This is a genomic window from Aeromonas veronii (assembly GCF_040215105.1).
GTDB classification, from domain to species: Bacteria; Pseudomonadota; Gammaproteobacteria; order Enterobacterales; family Aeromonadaceae; genus Aeromonas; species Aeromonas veronii_G.
The window spans coordinates 812514-837122 of the sequence record NZ_CP157875.1 but is presented as its reverse complement, the minus strand read 5'-3'; the positions used below and the strand labels follow the sequence as shown (position 1 = coordinate 837122).

The following is a 24609-nucleotide window of genomic DNA, read 5'->3' as shown; positions in this document are numbered from 1 at the left end:
TCAGGAGAGCAGCCAATGGCGCAGCCGGGAGATATCCCCCGGGTATTCCCGCCTTAACGTCTCAATCCAGTCCTCCACGTTCTCCCACCAGGCGGGATGATCCGGGCTCTGGATGAGCTGGGCGGTCTGTTGCAGGCGGCGCAGGCCGATGGAACCGGCCGCCCCCTTGATCTTGTGCGCCTCCTCCACCACACCGGCCTGATCCCGGGCCGTCATGTTCGAGTCGAGCACCGCCATGTAGTCGGGCATCATCTTCTCGAACAGATCCACGCTGGAGAGCAGCACCGGCTTGCCCACCGTACTGGCGTAATCGGTGAGGAAGGCAAGATCCAGCAGGGCATCCTGATTGCCCGCCGCCTCCTGCTCGTGCGCCTCATCGTCGGCCAGATCGGCGAACAGGTGGCCGATGACCTCCCGCACCGCCTTGGATCCGAGCGGCTTGTTGATCACATCCTGCATGCCGCGCTCCCGATAGTACTCGCGATCGCCGGTCGCATTGGCGGTGAGCGCCACCATGGGAGGCAGGCTGTCGCCGTAACGCTCAAGCAGCTTGGCCGCCACGTCGAAACCGGTCATGTCCGGCAACTGGATATCAAGCAGGATCAGATCGAAATCATCCGGATTCGCCATGGCCAAGGCCTGGGTGCCGTCGCGCGCCACCTTGACCTCGTGGCCCAGCTTGCTGAGCAGGGCGCAGGCCACGGTGACGTTCAGCTCCACATCCTCCACCAGCAGGATGTCGAGGGAAGGCTGCTCCAGCTCCGGTTCGATGGCCTGGGGCGCCACGCACTCCACTTCCAGCTCGGCGGTGAAGCAGGCCCCCTCGCCGGGATCGCTGTCCACATAGAGCTGGCCGCCCATGGCCTGCACCAGCTGGCGGGAGACCGCGAGGCCGATGCCGGTGCCGGTGGCGTGTTTCTTGCCCTGCACCTGATAGTACATGGCGAAGATCTTCTCCTGCTGGGCGCGGGGGATGCCGACCCCGGTGTCTTCCACCTCGAAATGCAGCGCCAGCTTGCCGGGCGTATCGGACTCATGGGATAGGCAACGCACCGTCACGCCGCCCTCATCGGTGAACTTCACCGCATTGCCCACCAGGTTCCACAGCACCTGGCGCAAGCGGGTGCCGTCGGCCATCACGAACTGCGGCATGTCGCCATCCCGGTCGAAATGCAGGTAGAGCCCCTTCTGCTCCGCCTGGATGCGCGACAGCGTCTCCAGCTCGTCGAGGAAGGCGGGCAGATCGATGCGGGTGGGGGCAATTTCCAGCCGGCGACGGTCCAGTTTGTCCAGATCGATGATGTCGTTGAAGATGTTGCCGAGCGTCACGGCGCTCAGGTGGATGGTCTTGAGCTGCTGGTGCTGTTTTGCGTCCAGCGGCGTGTCCATCAGCATGCGACTCAGGCCCACTATGCCGTTGAGGGGGGTGCGCAGCTCGTGGCTGATGGTGGAGATGAAGGTGGTCTTGTCCCGACTCGCCTTCTCCAGCTTGTCCTGATACTGCTTGCGTTCGGTGATGTCCCGGCCGAAACCGAGCAGGCCGAGCCGCTTGCCGAATCTGTCGAAGAAAGGCACCTTGCGCAGCTCGAAGTAAGCCTTGCGGCCATCCGGGTACTCCAGCCACTGTTCATAGGTGAGCGGTTCGTTCTGGGCGAAGACCTGCTTGTCGGTCTCCACCACCTTGCTGGCGATGTCCTGCTTGTAGACGTCGAACGGGGTCAATCCGATGAGATCCGCCTCCACCCGGCCGGTCAGCTCCTCCATGGCGCGGTTGCAACCGGAGAACTGCTCCTCCTCGTTGCGGTAATAGACCAGGTCCGGTGAGCAGTCGATGAAGGATCGCAGCAGGGCGGTACGCTCCCCCAGATGCAGCTGGGCCTTCTCCCGCTGGAACACCTCGTTCTCCAGATCCTCGATCGCCTGCTGGCGCAAGGTTTCGGCGCGCTGGGTCTCGGCTATCTGGGTGTTGAGACGGCGGATGTTCTCCTGCAACTGGTTATTGAGCTCGAGATCCCGCTCGCGCATGTCCTGCAACTTCGCCACCATGCGGCTCAGCCGCTGACGGGAGTCCTCCAGCTGATCCACCACGATGGAGAGAAAATAGACGGCCCAGGGCGTCACCAGCAGGCCGAAGAAGACCGAACGCACCAGGTCGACCACATCCACGGCCCCGCGCAGAAACAGGGTCACCCCCATCTGGATGGAGACCGCCAGCACTATGATGCAGGCCGCCAGCAACATGCTGAAACGGACCAGCCCCAGCTTGGTCATCAGATCGACATAATATTGCGCCCAGGATTTGATTTGCTTCATCGCGTTATTTGCTCCCCGCTATTGCGCAAACAGGATACCAGCACGGCGCACCGAACTCTTGTCGGCCGCAGTTTAAATTATTGATTAACGTCACACTCTCATTGGGGTAGCATGCCCGATTTACGCCAGTCAGCTCCAGTTCAGAAAACCGGGCCGAATCTGGCTATCACCGTCATCACCCTAATCCAGGAGCCTCATCGATGCGCAATCTCTCTCTTTTGAGCCTCACTCTGCTGGTCGCCAACGCCGCTCACGCCGATCTGGGCGCCATCCCCAAGGAGTCCGGCTGGTCCGGTTTCCTGCTGGGGGGCGTCACCGTCAGCAGCCATGAATCCAATTTCTATGCAGGCGGAGACAGCAACAGTCGCATCGACAACCTGGGTACTCCCGGCAGCGAGAGCGAGTTCTCGCCCCTTATCAACGCCGACATCCGCTACACCTTCGCCGACACCCGCACCCAGGTCTTCCTCGGCAACCTCATTCAGGACGCCATACGCTTCGACTTCACCCAGCAGCTCGGGATCCGTCAGGAGATGGGGGACAAGGGCATAGTCGCAGGCTCGGTGGTGTTCAACGTCATGCCCGTCGAGCTGTGGAGCGATCCTTACGCCACCGGGGTGGATCGCAGCTCCACCGATGCCAAGTCAAAGGGGGTGCGTTTTGCCTGGGACAAGATCTGGGGCAGCAACTTCAATGGCAGCATCACCACCCGTGAAGTGGAGCTGGACGAGGAACACAGCGGCCGGCAGTACGATCAGCGCAACGGCACCAGCTATGCCCCCGTGCTCAATCGCAACGGCAAGGTCCACGACATGGAGCTCTCCTACCAATGGCACCTTGGCGATGGTCACGTGCTGGAACCCGCCATCCTCTACAAGCAGGCCAAGCTCGATGGCAGCGCCGAGAGCTTCAAGAACACCGGCCTGCAGCTGACCTACGCCAAGCGTGGTCCCCAGTGGTCTTTCGTCACCAACGGCTATCTGGGCAAACGTGACTACGACGAGGCCAACCCCATCTTCGGCCAGACGGCCGATGCGGATGAGATGGCACTGAGCGGTACCTTCTTCTGGCACAGCCTGCTGGGGGTGAAGGATCTCAGCGGCGTCATCACCGCCTCCTACAGCCAGGCCGACTCCGATATCGATTTCTACGACAACAAGACCACCAGCTTCAGCACGGGCCTGCTCTACAACTTCTGAGCATGCCGCGCCCACGAAAAAGGCCACCTCAGGGTGGCCTTTTTGTTGGCATCGCCCCTCACAGACCGAGGGAGTTCAGCAGATCGTCGTGATCGTTGCTGGTCGCAGCCGGCGCGGGCGCAGGCTTGGCCGCCGCCAGCTTGGCCTGGGCGATCAGCTCGTCTGGATCGACCTCCTCCTGCACCCCGCCATCGTGGATCCGGATAAACTCCGTCTTGTCCATCGCCAGTTCCAGATAGAAGATGTTGTTGCTGGCGGTGAAGAAGGTGACGCGGCGGGTCTCGGGATTGTCGAGATTGGTATCCACACTCAGCATCACCTGCTTGTTCAGGGCCAGCATCTTGGGCTGGTTCTGGGTGATGTGGGTCTGCAGCTCGCGGCCCACCTTGCCGGTGAAGCTGCCGACGATCTGGTTCATCAGCTCGCCCATGACGTTGCTGACTTCGTCAGCCGTGTGGGAAATAGCGAGATCTTCTTTCGATAGCCCCATGCTTAGCATGTAACTCTGATAGAGCTCCATGGCCGCCGCCGCCGAGAAGTTGATCACCACCAGCCCGGAGAAGCCCCCGTCGAACAGCACGAAGCAGCCGATGTCCGGCTTGAGGCAGGTCTTGCTGATCCGCTGCACCATGCCGGAGAAGCGCACCTGGCTCTGGCTCGCCGCACTCAATACGCTCGTCACCGAGTTGCACAGACTCAGCAGCACATCCTCTGTGGTCAATACGGCGTCATCCTCGGATCTTGTCACTATCATGGAACCTTCCTGCTGAATCGAAAAATGGGTCGTCGGTCTCATCGCTCATGTCAGCACAGGGCGACCCATCGCCCTAGTACATCAGATGATCCCGATATCAAAATCGCGAGCCGCCTCTCAGTTGAGCGGTTTGTCAGGCAAGCTGCGGGACGAAACCACTCAGGGTGGCCAGACGGGCTCGCCAGTTATCGGCCTCCCGCTGCAAATCTTGCGCACTATATGGCACGGCAGGTCTGGCCCCCCAGATGGGGCCGGGCCAGGCGGGATCGGTCCCGAAACGGGCCACATGGTGCAGGTGCAGCTGGGGCACCAGGTTGCCGAGCGCCGCCACGTTGATCTTGTCCGGATGGAGCGCTTGCTCCATCAGGGCGGCCACGGCACAGGACTCCTGCATCAGCTGTTGCTGCTGGGGCGCGGGCAGATGATGGATCTCCCGCAGGTCGGCGATGCGCGGTACCAGGATGAGCCAGGGATACTGGCTGTCCCTGGCGAGCAGGACACGGCACAAGGGCAGATCCCCAAGGGACTGGGTATCCGCCAACAGGCGGGGATGCAGTTCGAACATGAAAAACCTCGAAAGCGGGCAGATCGGATGAGCCGCCCACGTTACTGCAACCGGGGGCAAACTTAAAGGTGGGGAACGGCCCAGCCGATGAAACGCTTGCGAAGTTCGGGATCCGCCTGCAGGAAGAGCTGCTGCAATTGCCCCTCCAGCTCGCTGGCGGGCAATACCTGCGCCGAGGTCTGGGTGGGCGCGATGGCGGCCGTGGTTGCAACGGCGCCAACCAGTGCCGCCTTGCCCCCGCCCCGGTTGTACTCCGCCAATCGGGCATTCCAGTCCATGCCTATCTGCACCCCGTTGACCACCAGCGCGTCTTGCACCAGTGCAACAGGCTGACCGCCCCCGTGCAGGCCGACCAGGGGCGCCTTGGCGTAGTGCTCCATCCCCGCCTCGTCCTTGGGTACTCTGGCCTGCAGTTGCAGACGCTGGCCGCTGGCCTCATAACGGATTATCTGGGGCTCGGAGCGGATCACCTTGTCGTTGTCGCTGCTGGTACGACTCGGGATCACCCCCTCATAGCGCACCAGCACCTGCTGCGCACCATCCGCCAGCACCGCATGCTGCTCGTCCTGCACCTTGCCGGCGCTCACCGCCAGGATCTGGAAATCCTCCGGCACCTCGATCCTGACCTCGGCCTGCGCCGCCCCGCCACACAGCAGCATGATCCCAACCCAAATCTGATGACGCTTCATTCCCTGTCTCTCTTGATCGCGATGATGGCGCAGGGTAGCAGCCGGATATGACAGAAAAATAACGGCGATCCGCCTCCTTCACCGGATCAGGTAGTGGGGCCGCTCGGCGAACCACTGGGCCAGCACCTGTTTGAACAGGCGGATCTTGCGCGGCACTCGCCGCTGCTGGGCATGGAGTACATGCAGCGGGTACAGCCCGGTCTGCCACTCGTCCAGCACCGCCACCAGCTCTCCGCTGATCAGGTTGGCCTCCACCAGCATCAGCGGGCACTTGGCGAACCCCATGCCTGAACGGGCGAGTTGCAACAGGGTGCTGTAGTGATTGGCCCGCACCTTGCCCTGCACCGGGATCTGGGCCTCCTCCCCGCCCCGGCGAAACGACCACTGCTCCCAGGCCGGGTTGCCCCCCTGGCGCAGACAGGTGCGCCCCACCAGCTCGTAGGGGCTGGCCGGTACCCCTTCCCGCGCCAGCAGGGCCGGGCTTGCCACCACCACATCCCGCAGGCGACCGAGCGGCAGGGCCACCAGGTTGTCAGGTACCTGGCTCATGGCCCGCAGGGCGATGTCGTTCTCCCCCTCGCTCATGTCGATCATGGCGTTGGTGAAGTTGAGCTCCACCTCCACCCCGGGGCAGAGCTCGGCGAAGCGGGCGAGCAGCTCGCTCACCATGCGATCCCCGGTGCTCACCGGGCAGGTGAAACGCAGCCGGCCGCTGTCCTCCTCGGTCAGGGCCTGGATCTCCTGCTCCGCCTGGCGGGCCAGGGCGAAGATCTGCCCCGCCTGCAGATAGAGGCTCTTGCCCGCCTCCGTCAGGCTGAGCCGGCGGGTGGTGCGCTGCAACAGCTGGGCATTGAGCGAGGCTTCCAATGCGCTGACATGGCGGCTCAGCATGCCCTTGCTCACCTCGAGCGATTCGGCGGCGGCGGAGAAGCTGCCCTGCTTGACCACCTCATAGAAGCTGGCCAGGTGACTGACATCCATTAATTAGCTCCAATATGGCAACAATGGGTTGATATTAAGCGCTTTTTCTTCTGTTTGTGACGACTAGAATCATCAATATCCCAAACAGGAGTGACCAAGATGAAAATCGTAATCGTGGGTGCCTCCGGCACCGTCGGATCCGCCGTCAGCGAACTGTTCGCCCAAGATCATCAAGTGATCCGGGTCGGCCACAGCCAGGGGGATGCCCGTGTCGACATGACGGACAACGCCTCCATCGCCGCCCTGTTTGCGGGCATCGCTGAGGACATAGGCCGCTTCGATGCCCTGGTGGTGGCGAGCGGCAACGTCGCCTTCGCCCCCTTCCCCGAGATGACGGACGAACAGTGGCAGACAGGGCTCGAGAGCAAGCTGATGGGCCAGATCCGGCTGACCCGCGCCGCCATCCCGCATCTCAACGATGGCGGCTCCATCACCCTCATCAGCGGCATACTGAGCGAGGAGCCCATCAACTGGGGGGCCAGCGCCAGCACCATCAACGGCGCCATCGAGCACTTCGTGAAGGCAGCGGCCTGCGAGCTGCCACGGGGGCTGCGCATCAACGTGGTCAGCCCCACCGTGTTGACAGAGTCCATGGACAAGTACGCCGACTTCTTCCCGGGCTTCGTGCCCGTGCCCGCCGCCCGGGTGGCCCAGGCCTACAAGAAGTCGGTGCTGGGAGTGCAGAGCGGTCAGGTGTTCAGGGTCAACGGCTGACACCTCCTCGCTGCCAGTCAATGAAAACGGGCCCCGCGATGGGGCCCGTCCGTTTAAGGTGTCAAAGGTGAGATCCACTGCCTGATACTGGAAAACGTTTGTTTTTTCGGCGTCAAAGAAAACCGACCTTAGTCGATCAGACCGTATTGCTCACGTAGAACCTCGACGATCTCCTGCTTCGGATTGGCGCTGCGTGCAAGCTTATGACCGATGACCTTCTCGGCGATCCCCACATAGGTATGGGAGATGTCCATCATCACCTCGGTGGGCAACTTGTTGTCCCGGGCCAGGGCGAAGCGTTCCGGCATGCGGTTCTTGTTGAGCAAGATATCCGGATCCGGGAAGTGGTTGAGCAGCCACTGGCGGAACCCTTCCTTGGACTTCTCGACGATCTGACCTTCGCGCAGGGCGGCGCCATCCCAGATGCGGGAGCTGTCGGGCGTGCCCACTTCATCCATGTAGATGAGTTTCTCGTTGCCCGCGGCATCCTGGACGTAGCCAAACTCGAACTTGGTGTCGACGAAGACCTGATCCCGCTCGGCCAGCGCTTCGCTTATCACACCAAAGCCTTCCTTGAGCAGCGCCTCGTAGCGGTCGATATCCGCCGGTGAGCGGAAGCCGAAGGCCTGGGAGTGGCGTTCGATGTCGGCGCGGGAGACGTTGACGTCATCGGCTTCCGGCACCCCGTCCAGTCCTTTGAGAATGCCCTTGGTGGAGGGGGTGATGAGGATCTCCGGCAGCTTCTGATCCTTCTTCAGCCCTTCTGGCAGACGGATGCCGCAGAAGTCCCGCTCACCCTCCTGGTAGGCACGCCACATGGAGCCGGTGATGTATTGGCGGGCGATGGCCTCGATCATCACGGGGCGGGCTTTTTGCACTATCCAGACGAAGGGATGGGGGATATCCAGGATGTGGCTGTCCGCCAGTCCCTTCTCCTTGAACAACTTGAACCAGTGGCTGGAGATGGCATTGAGGGCCGCGCCCTTGCCCGGCACACCGTTCAAACCGTTCACTCCCTGCCAGATGCAGTCGAAGGCGGAGATGCGGTCGCTGATCACCATGATGGCGAGGGGGGCATCGGCCGGCACATCATAGCCTTTCTCCCGGATGAGGCGGGCGCTGTCTGCCTGGGTCAACCAGTAGACGCTGCGCACTTTGCCGGAATGGACGGGTTTATCGGTACGGATCGGCAAATCGTCGTTCACTGCCAATACTTGATCTGCAAGACTCATGGTTGCTAACACTTCCTGTTGTGGTCCTAATAACACGGGGGCGTCAGCCCCCTCTTCAACTCGCGGGATCCATATAACAAAACAGGGGCACGAGGCCCCTGTTTTCATTCTGCTGTTGCGGCTGCCTGATCGGCCTGGCCCTTGGCGAACGCCTCGGACAGGCTGATGTACATCTGGGAGATGACCCCGGATGCCACCGGTTTCTTGTCCTTGTCGAACAGGGTGATGGAGGTCTTGCCCCCCGCCATCTCGCCGAGCTGGAAGCGGTACTTGTCCTCGTCCAGCTTGAAGGGTTCAGCGCCCTTGGCCTGCCAGAACTCGCTGCCCGGCTCGTCGTATTCGACGTCGATCCAGCCAAGTGACTGCTGGGTATCCTTGATGGTGAAACCATAGCCCGGCAGTACCTGATTCAGGCGACGCCATACCTGTTCGAAGGAGGCGTCCACGATCCAGGCACTGAGATCGTTGTTGTCCAGACCCAGTTCCATGCCCATGCCATCGTTGCTCTTGTGCTGTTCGCGGGCCTTGAGCTGCTTGTCGTAATAGAGGGAGAACTGGTTCAGGACCCGGGTCGCGTAACGCTGGGCATCGGCCGGGGTCAGCGTGGTGCTGGTCTCGCCGTCGATGGTCTCTTCATGATCCAGCACCCGTACCGACATGTTGACGGCATGACGCTGGGTGTCGTTGCGCAGGGTGAACTGGTAACGCTGGCGGATGTTGAAGTCGTCATCATCCTCGCCCCAGCCATCGAGGGCGGCGGTGTTGTCAAACCAGCCGGTCTGCAGCACGCCGTCCTGCTGATCCAGTTTCTCCGTGGTCACCTTGTGCTGGGCCAGGAAGTTCATCAGGAAGGCCCAGGTATCGCGCTCCACGCTCTGGCTGGTGCTGAGGGCATAGAAGGCCAGGGTGGGCTCGCCGGGGCTGGCGCTGGTCACGACCTGGCTGCCGGGCACCACGGTCAGCAGCTGGGCGGGTGGGCGCACATCGACCTTGGCACCGATGGCACCCTCACGGCTGCTCTCGGGCAGGGCCGGGATGTCGAAATTGCTGTTAAAAGCGGGGGCACTCAACCCGGCCGGCACGAGGAAGGCACGCCCTTCGAGGCGGCTCTCTTCATACTCGAAGCCACGGTTGGCCATCTTGCGATCCTGGGGTGAGCTACAGGCTGCCAACACGGCAACGGTCGCCACACTCAGCACCAGACGCGCTGCATTTCCCTTTCCATTTGCTTTAAACACTCGCCATCAACTCCGCAGTCGTCAGTGCTCGCGCCATCGCCTGTTCGCCCTCGGGGGTGAGGTCGGTCAGCGGCAGACGCAAGGTGGCCGTCGCCATCAATCCCAGCTGGGCACAGGCCCACTTCACCGGGATGGGACTCGGTTCGCAGAACAGAGTCTGATGCAACGGCATCAATCGATTGTTGATGTCATGCGCCCGTCCGGCATCACCGGTCAGCGCAGCACGACACATGTCGGCCATCTGGGCCGCTGCAATATTGGTAGTGACGGAGATGACTCCATCGCCCCCTTGCAGCATAAAATCACATCCACTGGCATCATCGCCACTATAAAGCGCAAAATCCGGCCCGCACAGTTCACGCAGCAGCGGGGTCCGCGTCAGATCACCCGTGGCCTCTTTCAGACCGATGATCCCGGGTACCTTGGCCAGCCTGGCCACCGTCTCCGGTTTGAGGTCGCAGCAGGTGCGACCGGGCACATTATAGAGAATTTGGGGCAGACCACTAGCCTCCGCGATCGCACAATAGTGACGATAGAGACCTTCCTGAGTGGGTTTGTTGTAATAGGGGGTTACCGAGAGACCCGCCACCACGCCACAGTTGGCGAAGCGTCGGGAGAGGGCGATGGCGTGGGCCGTGTTGTTGGAGCCGCAACCAGCGATGACGGGGATGCGGCCCGCCGCGAACTCGACGGTTCTCTCCACCACTGCGATATGTTCCGCTTCGCTCAGGGTAACCGACTCCCCCGTGGTGCCCACCGCGACAATGGCCGTGGTACCGGCGCTCACATGATAATCGACCAGGGCCGCCAGACTGGGCCAGTCGATCTCACCCGAGGCCTGCATGGGGGTAACGAGCGCAACAATACTACCGCGTAACATGGATTTTTCTCCCGATTTTCAGGGGCGTTATGGTAAAGCTGCCCCTTTTTAAAAACAAGGGAGGCAAGGGACAAGCCGTGTTACCATCCGGCCTAAAAATGATGCAGAAGAGTCGGGCATGGCGAGGGATTTGACGACCATACCCATCCACAGGGCTCCCTGTCATCGCATTCGCAATAATGGACGAGAGACGATTTATGACTCATTACCTGGTCGTAACGGCCATCGGCACGGACAGGCCTGGCATCGTCAATGAAGTGACCCGCCACGTCAGTGGCTGCGGTTGCAACATTGTCGACAGCCGTCTTGGCATTTTCGGTAACGAATTTACCTTCATCATGCTGCTGTCCGGTGACTGGAACAGCCTGATGCAACTCGAGATTAGCCTGCCACTGCGCAGCCAGGAGTGGGATCTCATCACCATGATGAAGCGCACCGAGCGCCACCACTCACTGCAATACGACATCAGCGCCAGCGCCGATGTCCTGATCCGGGATCAGCCCGGCATCGTCAGCCAGTGCACCCAGTTCTTCAGCGACCACGGCTGGGACATCCAGGCCATGCAGACCGTTACCCTGGAACAGCAGCCGTTCAACCTGCTCAAGGCGAGCTTTCAGCTGAATCTGGCCAAGCTGGGAGAAGAGGCGGGCTCCAAGATGGCCTTCGCCGACTTCTGTCGTGAGCTGGGCGCCGAGTCCTTCGAATTTCTCGTCAACCACAAATACGCCTGACGGCACTTAGGAGATCCCATGCAACCCTTGCAAGCTGGCACCCTGGCCCCCGATTTTTCCCTGCCCGATCAGGACGGCAACCCGGTTACCCTCTCTTCCCTGCGCGGCAAGAAAGTCCTCATCTATTTCTACCCCAAGGCGATGACCCCGGGTTGCACCACCCAGGCCTGCGGCCTGCGGGACGTCAACGCCGAGCTGGCCGCCCTCAATGTGGTCGTGCTCGGCATCAGCCCGGATCCGGCCAAGCGTCTCAAGAAGTTCGAGGAGCGCGACAACCTGAACTTCCGCCTGCTGGCGGATGAGGATCACGCCGTCGCCGACGCCTTTGGCGTCTGGGGCCCGAAGAAATTCATGGGCAGGGAGTATGACGGCATCCACCGCCTGAGCTTCCTCATCGATGAAGAGGGCAAGGTCAGCCATCGCTTCGACAAGTTCAAGACCAGCGATCACCATCAGGTGGTGCTCGAACGGGTGAAAAGCTAGTCGAAAGCGTGACCCCCATATCGGACAAAATGATAGAAAGCGGGCCTGCATATGCAGGCCCTCTTTTATCGATGCACTTTATCTTTCAAGGCTCGTCTGTCTGAGAGACGAGGGCGAGCAGCTGGCTGCCCCGTCCCGCCTGCAAGCCCAGGGCCGCGGAGGGATCTTTTTGAGAGTCTGCACCCAAGTGAGGTGCCTTGGTGGTGGATCATCTGGCATGGGCCAAATGACGCTTCCATTCTTGCCGAGCCGGTCCAAAATGCAAGCCGTGGTGGCGACAATTAATTAACCAACCCCGTCAGGTCGCCGCCTCCTTCAACCCCGTTTTTCTCGCCGACCTCCCCTGCCAGATCAAAAAATTCATCCTGAATATGGGTTAACGTGGTGTCAGATTCATTTTCCAGCGAGACAGCCCATGAACATGAGCCATACCGAACGCCTGATCCTGAGCAATCAGTACGAGATCCTGGCCAAACTCAATCCGGAAAAGGCCGCGTTTTATCTGCGGGCCAGCACCATCATTGAGCGGGGTTACTGCCTGCAGATCCTCGAACTGGAGAAAGACTTCAGCCATCTGGATCTGGCCACCTGCCAGGAGGTACTCGACACCCTGGAGATGCATCACGCCCTTTCCATCTCCTGGGGCAATCTGGATCCTGTGACCCAGAGCGAGATCAAGGTCAGTCGGTTGACCTTCAACGGTTATAGCCGCAGCCAGGAGCGGGAGCTGGCGGACTATGTCTGCTTCCTGCTGGAAGTGGACAAACGCTTCCCCGAACTGCCCTGCCCCTGCGACGAGCTCTCCAGCGACATCGCCATGCGCAACAAATATCAACGCATGCTGGCGGCCTGGCGCCAATGCCCCCGTCAATACAAGCTCTCCATTCAGGAGATCAGCAAGGTGCTAGCGGCCTGAAAACGGCCATGGAAAAGGCGCCCATGGCGCCTTTTGACTGTGCATCGATGTTAATGAAACAGGCAGGCTTCCTCACTCATAGAGGAAAGACTTGTCCAACTGCTTGAAGGCTGCGCTTAAGGTATCGGCCAGCTCTTCGTAGCGCGGCTGCGCCACCAGCTGACGCCGCCCACCCTGTTCGTTCATCTTGCCGTTGATCTCCCGATACCAGCTGGCGAGGGAAGGAGGCAGCCGGGTGTCGGCACGCTGGCCAAGCCAGTAATACCCCTGCAGGGGCAAACTCAGCAGGAAGAACACGGACGCCATGACAGAGGGCCAGTAGTGCTGCTCGCCGAACTGGAATTGCACCATGACGCTGAGCACGGCGAGGGCCGGGATGATCTTGAGGGCGAACTCGGTCGCCTTGATCACCCTGTTCTCCGGAAATAGGGAATTAAGCTCGGGACGGCGCGGCCAAAGAGTCATATAATGACGGCCTTGCTGTAATTTAGTTCCAAAAATGTTCATGCTCATGCTACCTCCGAGCTCTTTTTGAACGCATTAACGGCAAAACCTCGACATTTTTTGAGGGCTAATAACAAAGGTTGAGGATACTTTGTTATTTTTCAACAATCAGGTTATCCTTTGTACGCCCAATTTTTACGCCAGTACACGATTTACTGGCCTGTCAGGGACGTCTGGATCTCGGGTCTTGTATCACTATACAAGGGGCAAGCAACAGATTGCCAACCCTCATAAGGATAAGTTGAAAGTTTTTGGACGCACCGCGTCCGGCGCATCCTCCAACCCAACCCAATCTGCGATAGGATTTATTCATGAGTAAGCTGGTTCTTGTTCTTAACTGTGGCAGCTCGTCCCTGAAGTTTGCTGTCATTGACGCAACCACCGGTGATGACCTGCTGTCCGGCCTGGCCGAGTGCTTCAACCTCGACGACGCCCGCATCAAATGGAAGCTGAACGGCGAGAAAGGCAATGCCGATCTGGGTGCCGGTGCCGCTCACCAGGAAGCGCTGGACTACATCGTTCACAAGATCCTGCCGCTCAATCCGGAACTGTCCAAGAACCTGATCGCCATCGGCCACCGTGTGGTTCACGGCGGTGAGCAATTCACCTCTTCCGTTCGCATCACCGACGACGTGATCGCCGGCATCGAAGCCGCCATTCCCTACGCGCCGCTGCACAACCCGGCTCACCTGATCGGCATCCGCGCCGCGCTGAAGGTATTCCCGGAACTGGCCGAGAAGAACGTTGCCGTATTCGACACCGCCTTCCACCAGACCATGCCGGAAGAAGCCTTCCTGTATGCCCTGCCGTACAAGCTCTACAAAGAGAACGGCATCCGTCGCTACGGCGCCCACGGCACCAGCCACTACTACATCAGCCTGGAAGCCGCCAAGCAGCTGAACAAGCCGGTCTCCGAGCTGAACATCATCAACTGCCACCTGGGCAACGGCGGTTCCGTCTGCGCCATCAAGAACGGCCAGTCCGTCGACACCTCCATGGGTCTGACCCCGCTGGAAGGCCTGGTGATGGGTACCCGTTCCGGTGATCTGGATCCGGCCATCATCTTCTTCTTGCACGACAAGCTGGGCATGAGCGTGGCCGAGATCAACACCATGCTGACCAAGGAATCCGGCCTGCAGGGTCTGACCGAAGTCACTTCCGACTGCCGCTTCGTTGAAGACAACTACGACAGCAAGGAAGAAGCCAAGCGCGCCATGGACGTTTACTGCTACCGCCTGGCCAAGTACATCGGCGCTTACGCCGCTGCCATGGACGGTCGTCTGGACGCCGTCGTCTTCACCGGCGGCATCGGCGAGAACTCCGCCCCGATCCGTGAGATCACCCTGAACAAGCTGGGCCTGCTGGGCTTCGACGTCGATCACGACGCCAACCTGAAGGCTCGTTTCGGCAAGGGTGGCGAGATCACCAAGGCTGGTTCCACCAAGGCCCTGGTCATCCCGACCAACGAAGAGTGGGTCATCGCCCACGATGCGCTGGAACTGGTCGGCGCATAATTTAGCTGTAGAGCAAGGCCGCCCCAGGGCGGCCTTTTCCTGATCCCAAAAATGAACAAGGGGTAATAAGTGGCACGCACTATTATGCTCATCCCGGTCGGCACTGGTGTCGGCGTAACTTCCGTGAGCCTTGGCGTCGTTCGCGCCATGGAACGTCACGGTGTCAATGTCAGCTTCTTCAAACCGGTGGCCCAGCCGCGTCCGGGTGAAACCGGTGCCGAGCGCTCCACCGCCGTGATCCGCGCCGCTGCCAACATCAACCCGCCCGAGCCGTTCACCCTCTCCTACGCCGAGAACATGATCACCTCCAGCAACACCGACATCCTGCTGGAAGAGATCGTTGCGCGCTTCGAAGAGCACGTGAAGAGCAGCGGTGCCGAAGTGGTCGTGATCGAAGGCCTGGTGCCGACCGACAAGCAGCCGTTCGCCAACAAGCTGAACTACGACGTCGCCAAGGCGCTGGACGCCGACATGGTGTTCGTGACCCATCCGGGCAACGACTCCAGCCAGAAGCTCAAAGAGCGCATCGAACTGGCCTGCTCCAACTTCGGTGGCGTCAGCAACCCCCGCATCGTGGGCTGCGTCATCAACAAGGTGGGCGCACCGGTTGACGAGCACGGCGTGACCCGCCCCGACCTGACCGAGATGTTCGAAGCCCATCACCACGGCGCCGACACCGGCCACAACCTGGAAGTGCTGCAAGTCTTTGGCAAGAGCCCCCTGCGCATCCTGGGCTGCATCCCCTGGAACACCCAGCTGATCGCCCCCCGTGCCAAGGATCTCGCCAAGCACCTGGCCGCCAAGATCCTGCACAAGGGTGAGCTGGACAGCCGCCGCCTGCAGACCGTGACCTTCTGTGCCCGCTCCATCCACAACATGATCGAGCACTTCCGTCCGGGCAGCCTGCTGGTGACCTCCGGCGATCGCTCCGACGTCATCGTCTCCGCCTGCCTGTCCGCCATGAACGGCGTCAAGCTGGGTGCCCTGCTGCTGACCGGCAACTACCATCCGGAGCCGCAAGTCATCGCCCTGTGCCAACAGGCCATGGCCACCGGCCTGCCGATCATGATCACCGGTACCAACACCTGGCAGACCGCCGTTAGCCTGCAGAACTTCAACGTCGATATTCCGGAAGATGACCGCGAACGTATCGAGCTGGTGCAGGACTACGTGGCCGGCCATATCGACAAGCACTGGATCGAGTCCCTGACTGCCAAGTCCACCCGCTCCCGTCGTCTGAGCCCGCCCGCCTTCCGTTATCAGCTGACCGAGCTGGCCCGTCAGGCCAACAAGCGCGTCGTGCTGCCGGAAGGGGAAGAGCCGCGGACCATCAAGGCTGCCGCCATCTGTGCCGAACGTGGCATCGCCCGTCCGGTGCTGCTGGGCAACCCGGAAGAGATCCGTCGCGTCGCCGAACAGCAGGGCGTGGTGCTGACCGATCGCGTCGAGATCATCGATCCGGTTGAAGTACGCGAGCGTTACGTCGCCCGTCTGGTCGAGCTGCGCAAGAACAAGGGCATGACCGAAGTGGTCGCTCGCGAGCAGCTGGAAGACAACGTGGTGCTGGGCACCATGATGCTGGAGCGCAACGAGGTCGACGGTCTGGTGTCCGGTGCTGTGCACACCACCGCCAACACCATTCGTCCGCCGATGCAGATCATCAAGACTGCCCCGGGTTCGTCCCTCATCTCCTCCATCTTCTTCATGCTGCTGCCGGATCAGGTACTGGTGTATGGCGACTGCGCCATCAACCCGGACCCGAGCGCCGAACAGCTGGCCGAGATCGCCATCCAGTCCGCCGACTCCGCTGCCGCCTTCGGCATCGAGCCGCGCGTGGCCATGATTTCCTATTCCACCGGAACCTCTGGCGCCGGTGCGGACGTGGAGAAGGTGCGCGAAGCGACCGAGCTGGCCAAGGCCAAGCGTCCCGACCTCATCATCGACGGCCCGCTGCAGTACGATGCGGCCATCATGGAGAACGTGGCCAAGTCCAAGGCTCCGAACTCGCCGGTAGCCGGCAAGGCCACCGTGTTCGTGTTCCCGGACCTGAACACCGGCAACACCACCTACAAGGCGGTACAGCGTTCCGCAGACCTGGTCTCCATCGGCCCCATGCTGCAAGGCATGCGCAAGCCGGTCAACGACCTGTCCCGTGGCGCCCTGGTGGACGACATCGTCTACACCATCGCCCTGACCGGTATCCAGGCTGCCCAGGCCGAGTAATCGACCTCAGCCCTGAGATCTCAAAAACCCGCCAGTTGGCGGGTTTTTTTATGGATGGTCGGCACCATTCCTTATGGGCAACGAGAGCCATGTTGATCCGCAAGATCAAATCAGGATCCCGCCGGGATCCTGCCATTTCCCCGCAGGGCTCAGCGGACAAGGGGCTGGCGATAAGCAAACGCTCACACTCTCCCTGAGGGATTGTGCAAATGCGATCCAGCCGGGATCAGATTGAAATATCTCTTTAAGATCAGCTAACTAACGCCAGACACACCGCTAATCTACAGAGTTTTCCACAGCTTTTGTGGATAGTTTACCGATCATTTGAAAGAAAATGACAGTTCCGACCAAGCCCACCCTTGCCAGCCGACCATGAAAAAAGGGCTCCGAAGAGCCCTCTTGGTTCGATATCGACATCACAGCATCATCAGGGACGCAGGGACTTGTCCGCCCGGGAGATGCCGCAGACGCCGGAGCGCACCACTTCGACGATCTCGTTGGTCTGGGCCGCCGTCTTGATGAAGGCATCCAGCTTCTCGCTGGTGCCAACGAGCTGCACCGTGTAGAGCTCGGGGGTGACGTCGACGATCTGGCCACGGAAGATGTCCGCCAGCCGCTTCAGCTCGTCACGACCACCACCGGCGGCGCGGGCCTTGACCAGGGCGATCTCCCGCTCGATGTGCTCCCCTTCACTGAGATCGCACACCTTGAGCACGTCCACCAGCTTGTGCAACTGCTTCTGGATCTGCTCCAGCACCCGCTCGTCCCCCATGGTGACGATGGTCATGCGGGACAGGGTGGGATCCTCGGTGGGGGCCACCGTCAGGGTCTCGATGTTGTAGCCGCGCTGGGAGAAGAGACCCACCACACGGCTCAGGGCGCCGGATTCGTTCTCCAGCAGTACTGAAATGATGTGTCTCATCGTCAGGTCCTCTCCGTCTTGCTCAGCCACATCTCGTCCATGGCACCGAACTTTATCTGCATGGGATAGACGTGCTCATCCGGGTCGACCGAGATATCCATGAACACCAGCCTGTCCTTCATGGCGAAGGCCTTCTCCATGGCACTCTCCAGCTCGGCCGGATCGCTCACCGCGATGCCGACGTGGCCATAGGCTTCCGCCAGTTTGACGAAGTCCGGCAAGGATTCCATGTAGGAGTGGCTGTGACGGCCGCCGTAGAACATCTTCTGCCACTGCTTGACCATGCCGAGGGCACGGTTGTTGATGGAGATGATCTTGATGGGCACGCCGTACTGCATGCAGGTGGAGAGCTCCTGGATGTTCATCTGCACCGAACCGTCACCAGTCACGCAGCAGACCACCGCCTCCGGGTTCGCAAACTGGGCGCCCATGGCAGCCGGAATGCCGAAGCCCATGGTGCCAAGGCCCCCCGAGTTGATCCACTGGCGCGGCTTGGCAAAGGGGTAGTAGAGGGCGGCAAACATCTGGTGCTGGCCCACATCCGAGGCAACGAAGGCCTCCCCCTTGGTCACCTTGTAGAGTGCCTCGATGACCTGCTGGGGCTTGATCAGGTTGGGAGAGGTCTCGTAGGCCAGGCAGTTGCGCGAGCGCCACTGACCGATCTGCTCCCACCACTCGGCCAGCTCCTGCTTGTCGTTGTCAAAACCACACTCGCGGATCACCTCCAGCATCTGCTCCAGCACGGTTTCCACCGAACCGACGATGGGCACATGGGCCTGGACCGTCTTGGAGATGGAGGTGGGATCGATGTCGATATGGACCACGGTCGCGTTGGGGCAGAACTTGGCCACATTGTTGGTGACGCGATCATCGAAGCGGGCACCTACGGCGAAGATGAGATCCGCGTTGTGCATGGTCTTGTTCGCTTCGAAGGTGCCGTGCATGCCGAGCATACCGATGAACTGCGGATGGATGCCGGAGAAGGCCCCCAGTCCCATGAGCGTGGTGGTTACCGGCAGGTTCAACAGCTCCGCCAGCTTGGTCACCAGGTGATCCGCGTTGGCATTGATGGCGCCGCCCCCCACGTACATGACGGGACGCTTGGCTTCCACCAGCAGCTTGGCAGCCCGCTTGATCTGACCCTTATGTCCGGCCTTGGTCGGATTGTAGGAACGCAGAGAGACGGACTCCGGATACTGGTAGGGGAACTTCTCTTTCGGGTTCTGCACGTCTTTGGGCAAGTCCACCACCACGGGCCCCGGGCGGCCACTGGCGGCAATGTAATAGGCCTTCTTGATGGCCTCCGGGATCTCGCTGGCCTTCTTGCACAGGAAGCTGTGCTTCACCACCGGGCGGGAGATACCGATCATGTCGGTCTCCTGGAAGGCATCTTCCCCGATCATGCTGGTCGGCACCTGACCGGACAGGATCACCAGGGGGATCGAGTCCATGTAGGCGGTCGCGATACCGGTGATGCAGTTGGTGGCACCGGGCCCCGAGGTCACCAGCACCGTCCCCACCTTGCCGGTGGAACGGGCGTAACCGTCAGCCATGTGCACGGCGGCTTGCTCGTGCCGCACCAGGACATGCTCCATCTTGCCGTTTTCAAAGAGAGCGTCGTAGATGTCGAGCACTGAGCCGCCAGGGTAGCCGAATACGTGCTCAACCCCCTGATCCTCCAGCGCTCTAACCACCATCTGGGCGCCTGATAACATCTCCATGATAAAGCCCTCCAGGCTTTGCTCCGTTAAGCGAAAGCTATCGACAGTCCGCTGCTTCCCGGCAACGCCTACCCGTGTGTTTATGGTTGTCTGAGTACGGATCAGGCGAGTACGGAGTCGTCGATAGTAGAAAAATCGGTTTTTTCCATCATCCACCCGAAAATAGGGTGAAAAAACAACTTAACCCGCCCGTGAACGCTTGTCCACGGCTTTGTCTGGCCATAACAGTCATAAATTTCAAACAGCTATTAACATTCAGTTACTTGCCCATGGCGACGGAGAGAAAGGGGGGATGACAGGGGAATAGGCAGTGGATCATGCTGAAAACAAGGCGGTATGCAGAAATAAATGGCCCACCGCAGGGGGTGGGCCTGTCAACCGGGCGGGGATTCACTGGTCTTGCTCGGGCTCCACCAGCCAGATCTGCTGATCCGGATCCGTCTCCTCGCACACCGAGATACTGACCCCCATGTCGAGCAGTTCGTGCAGTGTGAGATTGTCCGCCAGATTCATGGTATCGCCGTTCTCATTGGTAAAACGCATGTTGTCCACCCTCTCCTTGTTGGGATCGTCTCAGTCTAGTCAAAGGCACTGAGTTGCGATAACCAGGGGCGGGGCAATGCCGGGCTCAGGGTCAACTCGCTCAGCCGATCGCACACCTCCTCCGGGAAGAGGGTACGAGCCCAGAGCCTGCGAGAGAGCGACTCTATCCCCTCCCCGGCCCCCGCCGCCAGCCAGTCTGCCAGCTCCCCCGCCACATCCGGATAGCGGATGGCCCCGCAGGCCGCGCTATCGAGCCAGTTGCGCACCTCATTGGCATCGAGCGCCTCCATCAACTGGGCCAGCCCCATCAGCTCCAGGGTCTTGCCGTTGGTCAGTTGCTCGAACTGGCCCACCAGGGGTTTGACCAGCAACTTCTTGCCAAGGGAGAGCGCCTCGGACGCCAGCTCGAAACCGGCGTTGGTGATGACGCCACGGCAACCCGCCAGCGCCTGCTTGAAACCCTCCCGCGCCTGGGGTTCGAACTGGATGTTGCGCCACTGGCTGGGGGTACGGATAGCCGGGTGGAAGCAGACGAACCGCTGCTGGTTGAAGCGCGACAGCAAGGCGGCTATCTGCTCGGTCAGCTCGAAGGGGAGGTAGACCAGTATCTGCTGATTGTCTTGGGCCAGCGGAATGGGATCGATGATGGGGGGCAGCAGAGGCTGACCGAAGTGAAACCAGTGGAGCCCAAGTGACTGGCCGACCGGTGCGAAATGGTTCATCAGCTGGCGATTGAAGCCGCTCTCCCCCCAGCGCGGAATGGCCCAGTCGAAGCTGGCCTGATGGCTGATGGTGAGGCTGGGTTTACCCCAGCGGCGGGCCGCATGGGCGCTGATGGGCTCGAAGTCGCTGATCACCAGATCGTAATCCCGGCAGTCCAGGGCCCGCATGTCCCGCCAGAAGCGCAGTGGCGAGAGCCCCTTGAGGGTCCGCCAGCCCGAGATGCGCCCCCCGTGGCTGACGAAGGTGATACCGGGGAAGGTGCGATAGTCCCCGAACTCGGCCATCTCGAAGTAGCCGTCGGCAGGGCGGCCACTGAACAGGTAATCGACCTCGATGCCGCGGGCGGTCAAGGCGCGGGCCAGAGTGCGACTGCGACTGATGTGACCGTTACCGGTCCCCTGTACCCCGAACAGTATCTTCATGCCTGACTCCAGTTAAGGGCCCAGAAAGCGCAGCCGCTACCGAGCAGGGCGCCGGCCACCAGATCGCTGAGATAGTGCACCCCGAGCAGCAGGCGGGAGGCCCCCACCAGGATGGCCCAGGTGAACAGCAAGGGGGCCCAGAGCGGGAAGCTCGCGGCCAGCACGGTCGCCATCAGGAAGGCGGCGGCGGTATGGCCGGAGGGCAGGCTGTAGCGATCGGACGGGGTGATGAAGACCGGCAGCCCCACCGGGCGCTGGCGCCTCAGGGAATTCTTGAGCAGCAGATAGAGCGGCAGTTCGAGGGCAAACGCCAGCAGTGCCATGAGCACCGTCTCTCGTTGTGCCCCCCCTTGCCACCAGAGCAGGGTCGCTAGCACGGCGTAGAGCGGGCCGTCACCGGTGCGGGAGATGAACCGGCTGACCCGGGCTTGCGAGTGGTTGTAGGGATGGAGCAGGCAGACACGGCACACCTGCAGGTCCCATTGCTGGATCTTGTTCATCACGCCCCCTTTCCCTTGAATCTTCAAGACAGGCTAGGGCGGCGCAATGACAGTTCGTTGAAGGACAGATAACAGATTGGTGAACAAGACGACAAAAAAGGGCCGAGCGGCCCTTTTTTAGTCATTCATGTGAGATGCAATGCGATCAGTTCAGGGCGCCGCGCAGCCCGTTTTCCATCAGCTGGCAGTTGTGGGCGGCCAGGCGACTCATGAAGCGCTCGTCCACGGTCAGGCCGAACACCTGCTCGTAGAGATCCTTCATCACGAACGGCTGCCACATCATGCTGAGGAAGGAGATCTTCAGCATCTCGGGATCCAGATTGTCACCGAGCTGACCATTGGTCTTCATGGATTCCAGCAGGGCATCAAATTGGGGCAATTGACGCTCCAGCAGACGGCTCAGCACAAAATCCCGCCCCGGGCTCTTTTCGGTGGACAACGCACTGGAGATGGCAGAGGTCAGCTCGCTGTTCGGCGCCATCACCTGATAGTAGGTATTGAGCAGATCGTTGAGGCTGCGGCTGCTGGTCTCGTCGTGCCAGGCCTGATCCAGCGGCTCTGCCACATCCCCCAGCACGGCCTTGTAGAGACCTTCCTTGCTGCCGAAGTAGTAGTGGATCATCGCCAGATTGGAGCCGGCCAGTTCGGCGATCTCGCGGGTCGTCACCTTGCTGTAGGGCGTGTTGAGAAAACGTTCACGGGCAGCGGCAAGCAGCTTGTCACGAATGTCGGAGCGTCCAACCGGACGGCCAGGTCTGCGTTTTTCCATGGGATACCTCAGATAATTCAGCAAGAGCTGATAAGTCGATCTGAATCGTGTGGATGATCGAGTACAGCAGGAATGACCAGATAATCAGGCATGGACCGAATATGGGACAAGGAAATTTGCACTCCTTTACAATCCGATTAAATAATCCAGTGAATTGAACCTGTGAGTTCGAGTTGACACAGCATAAAAATCTCGATATTGGTAGAAGCGTTATCGACTGGATGGATTGAGTCATCATGCATTTTGCCGCTCCGCTACTACTGCTTTCCCTAATCGCGACTCGTCGCGCGGGATCCTTGTAGCCGGGCTCAGGCATAGCCGGAATTTACAAAAACCCGTGCACCCCGCACGGGTTTTTTTATGCCACACGGGATGCACGTTGCGAACTTAGGAAGAGGGAAGTCACATGTCAGATCGCGTCATCATATTCGATACCACCTTGCGTGATGGTGAGCAGGCACTGTCGGCCAGTTTGACGGTCAAGGAGAAGCTGCAGATCGCCCAGGCGCTGGAGCGACTCGGCGTCGACGTCATGGAAGTGGGCTTCCCCGTCTCTTCCCCCGGTGACTTCCTCTCGGTGCAGACCATCGCCCGCCACATCAAGAACAGCCGGGTCTGCGCCCTGGCTCGCGCCCTGCCCAAGGACATCGACGCCGCCGGCGAGGCACTGAGAGTGGCCGAGGCGTTCCGGATCCACACCTTTATTTCCACCTCCTCCATCCACGTCGAGAGCAAGCTCAAGAAGCGCTTCGAGGACGTGCTGGAGATGGGCGTCAGCGCGGTCAAGCATGCCCGCCGCTACACCGACGACGTGGAGTTCTCCTGCGAGGATGCGGGTCGTACCCCCATCGACAACCTCTGCCGCATGGTGGAAGCCGCCATCAAGGCTGGCGCCCGCACCATCAACATCCCCGACACCGTGGGTTACACGGTACCGACCGAGTTCTCCGGCATCATCCAGACCCTGTTCAACCGGGTGCCGAACATCGACCAGGCCATCATCTCGGTACACTGTCACGACGATCTCGGCCTCTCGGTGGCGAACTCCATCGGCGCCGTGCAGATGGGAGCCCGCCAGATCGAGTGCACCATCAACGGCATCGGCGAGCGGGCGGGCAACTGCTCCCTGGAAGAGGTGGCGATGATCCTCAAAACCCGCGCCGATCTGCTCGGGGTCCACACCAACATCCGCCACAACGAGATCCACCGCACCAGCACGCTGGTCAGCCAGATCTGCAACATGCCGGTACAGCCCAACAAGGCCATCGTCGGCGTCAACGCCTTCTCTCACAGCTCCGGCATCCATCAGGATGGCGTGCTCAAGGCCAAGAACACCTACGAGATCATCACCCCCGAGAGCATAGGCCTGCCCCAGAACAACCTGAACATGACCTCCCGCTCCGGCCGCCACGTCATCAAGCACCGCATGGAATCCATGGGCTATGCCGAGAGCAGCTATGACCTGGACAGCCTCTACGAGAAATTCCTGACCCTGGCGGACAAGAAGGGCCAGGTGTTCGATTACGATCTCGAGGCGCTGGCCTTCTTCAGCCAGATCCACGAAGAGCCCGAGCACTTCAAGCTGGAATACCTCGGGGTGCAGAGCGGCAGCTCGGTACTCGCCACCGCCTCGGTGAAGCTGAACGTCGGCCAGGAAACCATCAGCGAGGCCGCCACCGGCAATGGTCCGGTGGATGCGGTCTACCAGTGCATCAACCGCATCACCGGCTACGAGATCCGCATCGACAAATACGAACTCAAGGGCAAGGGGGAAGGCAAGAACGCCCTCGGCCAGGTGGACATCGTCGCCGAATACAAGGGGCGCAAGTTCCACGGCATGGGGCTGGCCACCGACATCATCGAATCCTCGGCCCAGGCCCTAGTCCACGTGATCAACAGCATCTGGCGCGCCGACATGGTCGCCGAGCAGATGGGCCAGAAGAACAGTATCAAGACGGAAACCGTCTGAGCGGTGGCAGGGCCACTGGGCAGATGAGAAACAACGACAACACCAAGACAGAAACAGTCTGAACAGCAATCGGCCCATCGTATCGTGCCGCTGAGCAGATGGAT

General features: G+C 60.7%; 23 protein-coding genes. 8 read left to right on the top strand and 15 right to left on the bottom strand.

From position 1 onward, the window contains the following. Window positions 1-2313, bottom strand: coding sequence for an aerobic respiration two-component sensor histidine kinase ArcB (gene arcB / locus ABNP46_RS04055; RefSeq protein ID WP_349921153.1), 2313 nt, complete (start codon window positions 2311-2313; stop codon window positions 1-3). Window positions 2314-2513: 200 nt separating this feature from the next. Here arcB and ABNP46_RS04050 point away from each other — a divergent pair, with 200 nt between their 5' ends. Continuing rightward, window positions 2514-3512 carry a DUF2860 family protein gene (locus ABNP46_RS04050; protein WP_349921152.1) on the top strand — a complete coding sequence of 333 codons (999 nt, stop codon included), beginning with the start codon at window positions 2514-2516 and terminating at the stop codon, window positions 3510-3512. 58 nt (window positions 3513-3570) lie between these two features. Here ABNP46_RS04050 and ABNP46_RS04045 read toward each other — a convergent pair whose 3' ends face one another. From ABNP46_RS04045 to ABNP46_RS04030, 4 genes are all read right to left on the bottom strand, one after another. Then, window positions 3571-4266 (bottom strand): DUF3334 family protein, encoded by a 696-nt coding sequence (locus ABNP46_RS04045; RefSeq protein WP_349921151.1) that lies wholly within the window; start codon window positions 4264-4266, stop codon window positions 3571-3573. A gap of 133 nt (window positions 4267-4399) precedes the next feature. Continuing rightward, entirely contained in the window at window positions 4400-4831 is a 432-nt protein-coding gene (locus ABNP46_RS04040; protein ID WP_349921150.1) for an HIT domain-containing protein, read from the bottom strand. A gap of 62 nt (window positions 4832-4893) precedes the next feature. Beyond that, on the bottom strand, window positions 4894-5520 hold the full coding sequence (locus ABNP46_RS04035; protein ID WP_349921149.1) for a DUF2057 domain-containing protein: 627 nt from the start codon (window positions 5518-5520) through the stop codon (window positions 4894-4896). A 78-nt stretch (window positions 5521-5598) separates the two neighbouring features. After that, complete coding sequence (locus ABNP46_RS04030; RefSeq protein WP_349921148.1) at window positions 5599-6501, bottom strand: LysR family transcriptional regulator; 903 nt, start codon at window positions 6499-6501, stop codon at window positions 5599-5601. Window positions 6502-6600: 99 nt separating this feature from the next. Here ABNP46_RS04030 and ABNP46_RS04025 point away from each other — a divergent pair, with 99 nt between their 5' ends. Continuing rightward, on the top strand, window positions 6601-7215 hold the full coding sequence (locus tag ABNP46_RS04025; RefSeq protein WP_349921147.1) for a short chain dehydrogenase: 615 nt from the start codon (window positions 6601-6603) through the stop codon (window positions 7213-7215). Window positions 7216-7343: 128 nt separating this feature from the next. Here ABNP46_RS04025 and ABNP46_RS04020 read toward each other — a convergent pair whose 3' ends face one another. The 3 genes from ABNP46_RS04020 to dapA all read right to left on the bottom strand — a co-directional run bounded on the left by ABNP46_RS04020 (window position 7344) and on the right by dapA (window position 10565). Continuing rightward, window positions 7344-8447, bottom strand: a complete 1104-nt coding sequence (locus ABNP46_RS04020) for a phosphoribosylaminoimidazolesuccinocarboxamide synthase (RefSeq protein WP_349921146.1) — start codon at window positions 8445-8447, stop codon at window positions 7344-7346. 104 nt (window positions 8448-8551) lie between these two features. Then, window positions 8552-9685, bottom strand: a complete 1134-nt coding sequence (gene bamC / locus ABNP46_RS04015) for an outer membrane protein assembly factor BamC (protein WP_349921145.1) — start codon at window positions 9683-9685, stop codon at window positions 8552-8554. Beyond that, entirely contained in the window at window positions 9678-10565 is an 888-nt protein-coding gene (dapA, locus tag ABNP46_RS04010) for a 4-hydroxy-tetrahydrodipicolinate synthase (RefSeq protein WP_349921144.1), read from the bottom strand. Before dapA ends, bamC begins: the two co-directional genes overlap by 8 nt. A gap of 197 nt (window positions 10566-10762) precedes the next feature. Here dapA and ABNP46_RS04005 point away from each other — a divergent pair, with 197 nt between their 5' ends. The 3 genes from ABNP46_RS04005 to ABNP46_RS03995 all read left to right on the top strand — a co-directional run bounded on the left by ABNP46_RS04005 (window position 10763) and on the right by ABNP46_RS03995 (window position 12695). Next, entirely contained in the window at window positions 10763-11296 is a 534-nt protein-coding gene (locus tag ABNP46_RS04005; RefSeq protein WP_349921143.1) for a glycine cleavage system protein R, read from the top strand. 18 nt (window positions 11297-11314) lie between these two features. Then, window positions 11315-11779, top strand: coding sequence for a thioredoxin-dependent thiol peroxidase (bcp, locus tag ABNP46_RS04000; RefSeq protein ID WP_349921142.1), 465 nt, complete (start codon window positions 11315-11317; stop codon window positions 11777-11779). A gap of 415 nt (window positions 11780-12194) precedes the next feature. Next, a complete protein-coding gene (locus tag ABNP46_RS03995; RefSeq protein WP_349921141.1) occupies window positions 12195-12695 on the top strand; it encodes a YfbU family protein in 501 nt (166 codons plus the stop codon). A gap of 72 nt (window positions 12696-12767) precedes the next feature. Here ABNP46_RS03995 and yfbV read toward each other — a convergent pair whose 3' ends face one another. Next, entirely contained in the window at window positions 12768-13208 is a 441-nt protein-coding gene (gene yfbV, locus ABNP46_RS03990; RefSeq protein ID WP_349921140.1) for a terminus macrodomain insulation protein YfbV, read from the bottom strand. A gap of 302 nt (window positions 13209-13510) precedes the next feature. Between yfbV and ABNP46_RS03985 the strand changes: the two genes are divergently transcribed. Beyond that, complete coding sequence (locus tag ABNP46_RS03985; RefSeq protein ID WP_349921139.1) at window positions 13511-14713, top strand: acetate kinase; 1203 nt, start codon at window positions 13511-13513, stop codon at window positions 14711-14713. Window positions 14714-14782: 69 nt separating this feature from the next. Further along, on the top strand, window positions 14783-16936 hold the full coding sequence (gene pta, locus ABNP46_RS03980; protein WP_349921138.1) for a phosphate acetyltransferase: 2154 nt from the start codon (window positions 14783-14785) through the stop codon (window positions 16934-16936). Window positions 16937-17363: 427 nt separating this feature from the next. On the opposite strand, the gene ilvN is transcribed toward pta, so the two are convergent. The 6 genes from ilvN to ABNP46_RS03950 all read right to left on the bottom strand — a co-directional run bounded on the left by ilvN (window position 17364) and on the right by ABNP46_RS03950 (window position 22536). Then, on the bottom strand, window positions 17364-17858 hold the full coding sequence (gene ilvN / locus ABNP46_RS03975; protein ID WP_349921137.1) for an acetolactate synthase small subunit: 495 nt from the start codon (window positions 17856-17858) through the stop codon (window positions 17364-17366). 2 nt (window positions 17859-17860) lie between these two features. After that, window positions 17861-19579 carry an acetolactate synthase 3 large subunit gene (locus ABNP46_RS03970; RefSeq protein ID WP_349921136.1) on the bottom strand — a complete coding sequence of 573 codons (1719 nt, stop codon included), beginning with the start codon at window positions 19577-19579 and terminating at the stop codon, window positions 17861-17863. Window positions 19580-19969: 390 nt separating this feature from the next. Beyond that, entirely contained in the window at window positions 19970-20122 is a 153-nt protein-coding gene (locus tag ABNP46_RS03965; RefSeq protein WP_100858117.1) for a hypothetical protein, read from the bottom strand. A 35-nt stretch (window positions 20123-20157) separates the two neighbouring features. Further along, window positions 20158-21267 (bottom strand): MJ1255/VC2487 family glycosyltransferase, encoded by a 1110-nt coding sequence (locus tag ABNP46_RS03960; protein ID WP_349921135.1) that lies wholly within the window; start codon window positions 21265-21267, stop codon window positions 20158-20160. Then, the gene (locus ABNP46_RS03955; protein WP_349921134.1) at window positions 21264-21767 is read right to left on the bottom strand and encodes a phosphatase PAP2 family protein; all 504 of its coding nucleotides are present in this window, start codon (window positions 21765-21767) and stop codon (window positions 21264-21266) included. The genes ABNP46_RS03960 and ABNP46_RS03955 overlap by 4 nt, the downstream gene beginning before the upstream one ends. Window positions 21768-21912: 145 nt before the next feature. After that, window positions 21913-22536, bottom strand: a complete 624-nt coding sequence (locus ABNP46_RS03950) for a TetR/AcrR family transcriptional regulator (RefSeq protein ID WP_349921133.1) — start codon at window positions 22534-22536, stop codon at window positions 21913-21915. A 406-nt stretch (window positions 22537-22942) separates the two neighbouring features. On the opposite strand from ABNP46_RS03950, the gene leuA reads away from it, so the two are divergent. Further along, window positions 22943-24505: a 2-isopropylmalate synthase gene (leuA, locus tag ABNP46_RS03945; protein WP_349921132.1), complete on the top strand. Its 1563-nt coding sequence runs from the start codon at window positions 22943-22945 to the stop codon at window positions 24503-24505. Window positions 24506-24609 lie beyond the last annotated feature (104 nt).

Excerpts from the sequence above, each read along its gene's own strand:
- arcB (WP_349921153.1), bottom strand. The coding sequence starts at position 2,313 with ATGAAGCAAATCAAATCCTGGGCGCAATATTATGTCGATCTGATGACC.
- ABNP46_RS04050 (WP_349921152.1), top strand. The coding sequence starts at position 2,514 with ATGCGCAATCTCTCTCTTTTGAGCCTCACTCTGCTGGTCGCCAACGCC.
- ABNP46_RS04045 (WP_349921151.1), bottom strand. The coding sequence starts at position 4,266 with ATGATAGTGACAAGATCCGAGGATGACGCCGTATTGACCACAGAGGAT.
- ABNP46_RS04040 (WP_349921150.1), bottom strand. The coding sequence starts at position 4,831 with ATGTTCGAACTGCATCCCCGCCTGTTGGCGGATACCCAGTCCCTTGGG.
- ABNP46_RS04035 (WP_349921149.1), bottom strand. The coding sequence starts at position 5,520 with ATGAAGCGTCATCAGATTTGGGTTGGGATCATGCTGCTGTGTGGCGGG.
- ABNP46_RS04030 (WP_349921148.1), bottom strand. The coding sequence starts at position 6,501 with ATGGATGTCAGTCACCTGGCCAGCTTCTATGAGGTGGTCAAGCAGGGC.
- ABNP46_RS04025 (WP_349921147.1), top strand. The coding sequence starts at position 6,601 with ATGAAAATCGTAATCGTGGGTGCCTCCGGCACCGTCGGATCCGCCGTC.
- ABNP46_RS04020 (WP_349921146.1), bottom strand. The coding sequence starts at position 8,447 with ATGAGTCTTGCAGATCAAGTATTGGCAGTGAACGACGATTTGCCGATC.
- dapA (WP_349921144.1), bottom strand. The coding sequence starts at position 10,565 with ATGTTACGCGGTAGTATTGTTGCGCTCGTTACCCCCATGCAGGCCTCG.
- ABNP46_RS04005 (WP_349921143.1), top strand. The coding sequence starts at position 10,763 with ATGACTCATTACCTGGTCGTAACGGCCATCGGCACGGACAGGCCTGGC.
- bcp (WP_349921142.1), top strand. The coding sequence starts at position 11,315 with ATGCAACCCTTGCAAGCTGGCACCCTGGCCCCCGATTTTTCCCTGCCC.
- ABNP46_RS03995 (WP_349921141.1), top strand. The coding sequence starts at position 12,195 with ATGAACATGAGCCATACCGAACGCCTGATCCTGAGCAATCAGTACGAG.
- yfbV (WP_349921140.1), bottom strand. The coding sequence starts at position 13,208 with ATGAGCATGAACATTTTTGGAACTAAATTACAGCAAGGCCGTCATTAT.
- ABNP46_RS03985 (WP_349921139.1), top strand. The coding sequence starts at position 13,511 with ATGAGTAAGCTGGTTCTTGTTCTTAACTGTGGCAGCTCGTCCCTGAAG.
- ilvN (WP_349921137.1), bottom strand. The coding sequence starts at position 17,858 with ATGAGACACATCATTTCAGTACTGCTGGAGAACGAATCCGGCGCCCTG.
- ABNP46_RS03970 (WP_349921136.1), bottom strand. The coding sequence starts at position 19,579 with ATGGAGATGTTATCAGGCGCCCAGATGGTGGTTAGAGCGCTGGAGGAT.
- ABNP46_RS03965 (WP_100858117.1), bottom strand. The coding sequence starts at position 20,122 with ATGCGTTTTACCAATGAGAACGGCGATACCATGAATCTGGCGGACAAT.
- ABNP46_RS03960 (WP_349921135.1), bottom strand. The coding sequence starts at position 21,267 with ATGAAGATACTGTTCGGGGTACAGGGGACCGGTAACGGTCACATCAGT.
- ABNP46_RS03955 (WP_349921134.1), bottom strand. The coding sequence starts at position 21,767 with ATGAACAAGATCCAGCAATGGGACCTGCAGGTGTGCCGTGTCTGCCTG.
- ABNP46_RS03950 (WP_349921133.1), bottom strand. The coding sequence starts at position 22,536 with ATGGAAAAACGCAGACCTGGCCGTCCGGTTGGACGCTCCGACATTCGT.
- leuA (WP_349921132.1), top strand. The coding sequence starts at position 22,943 with ATGTCAGATCGCGTCATCATATTCGATACCACCTTGCGTGATGGTGAG.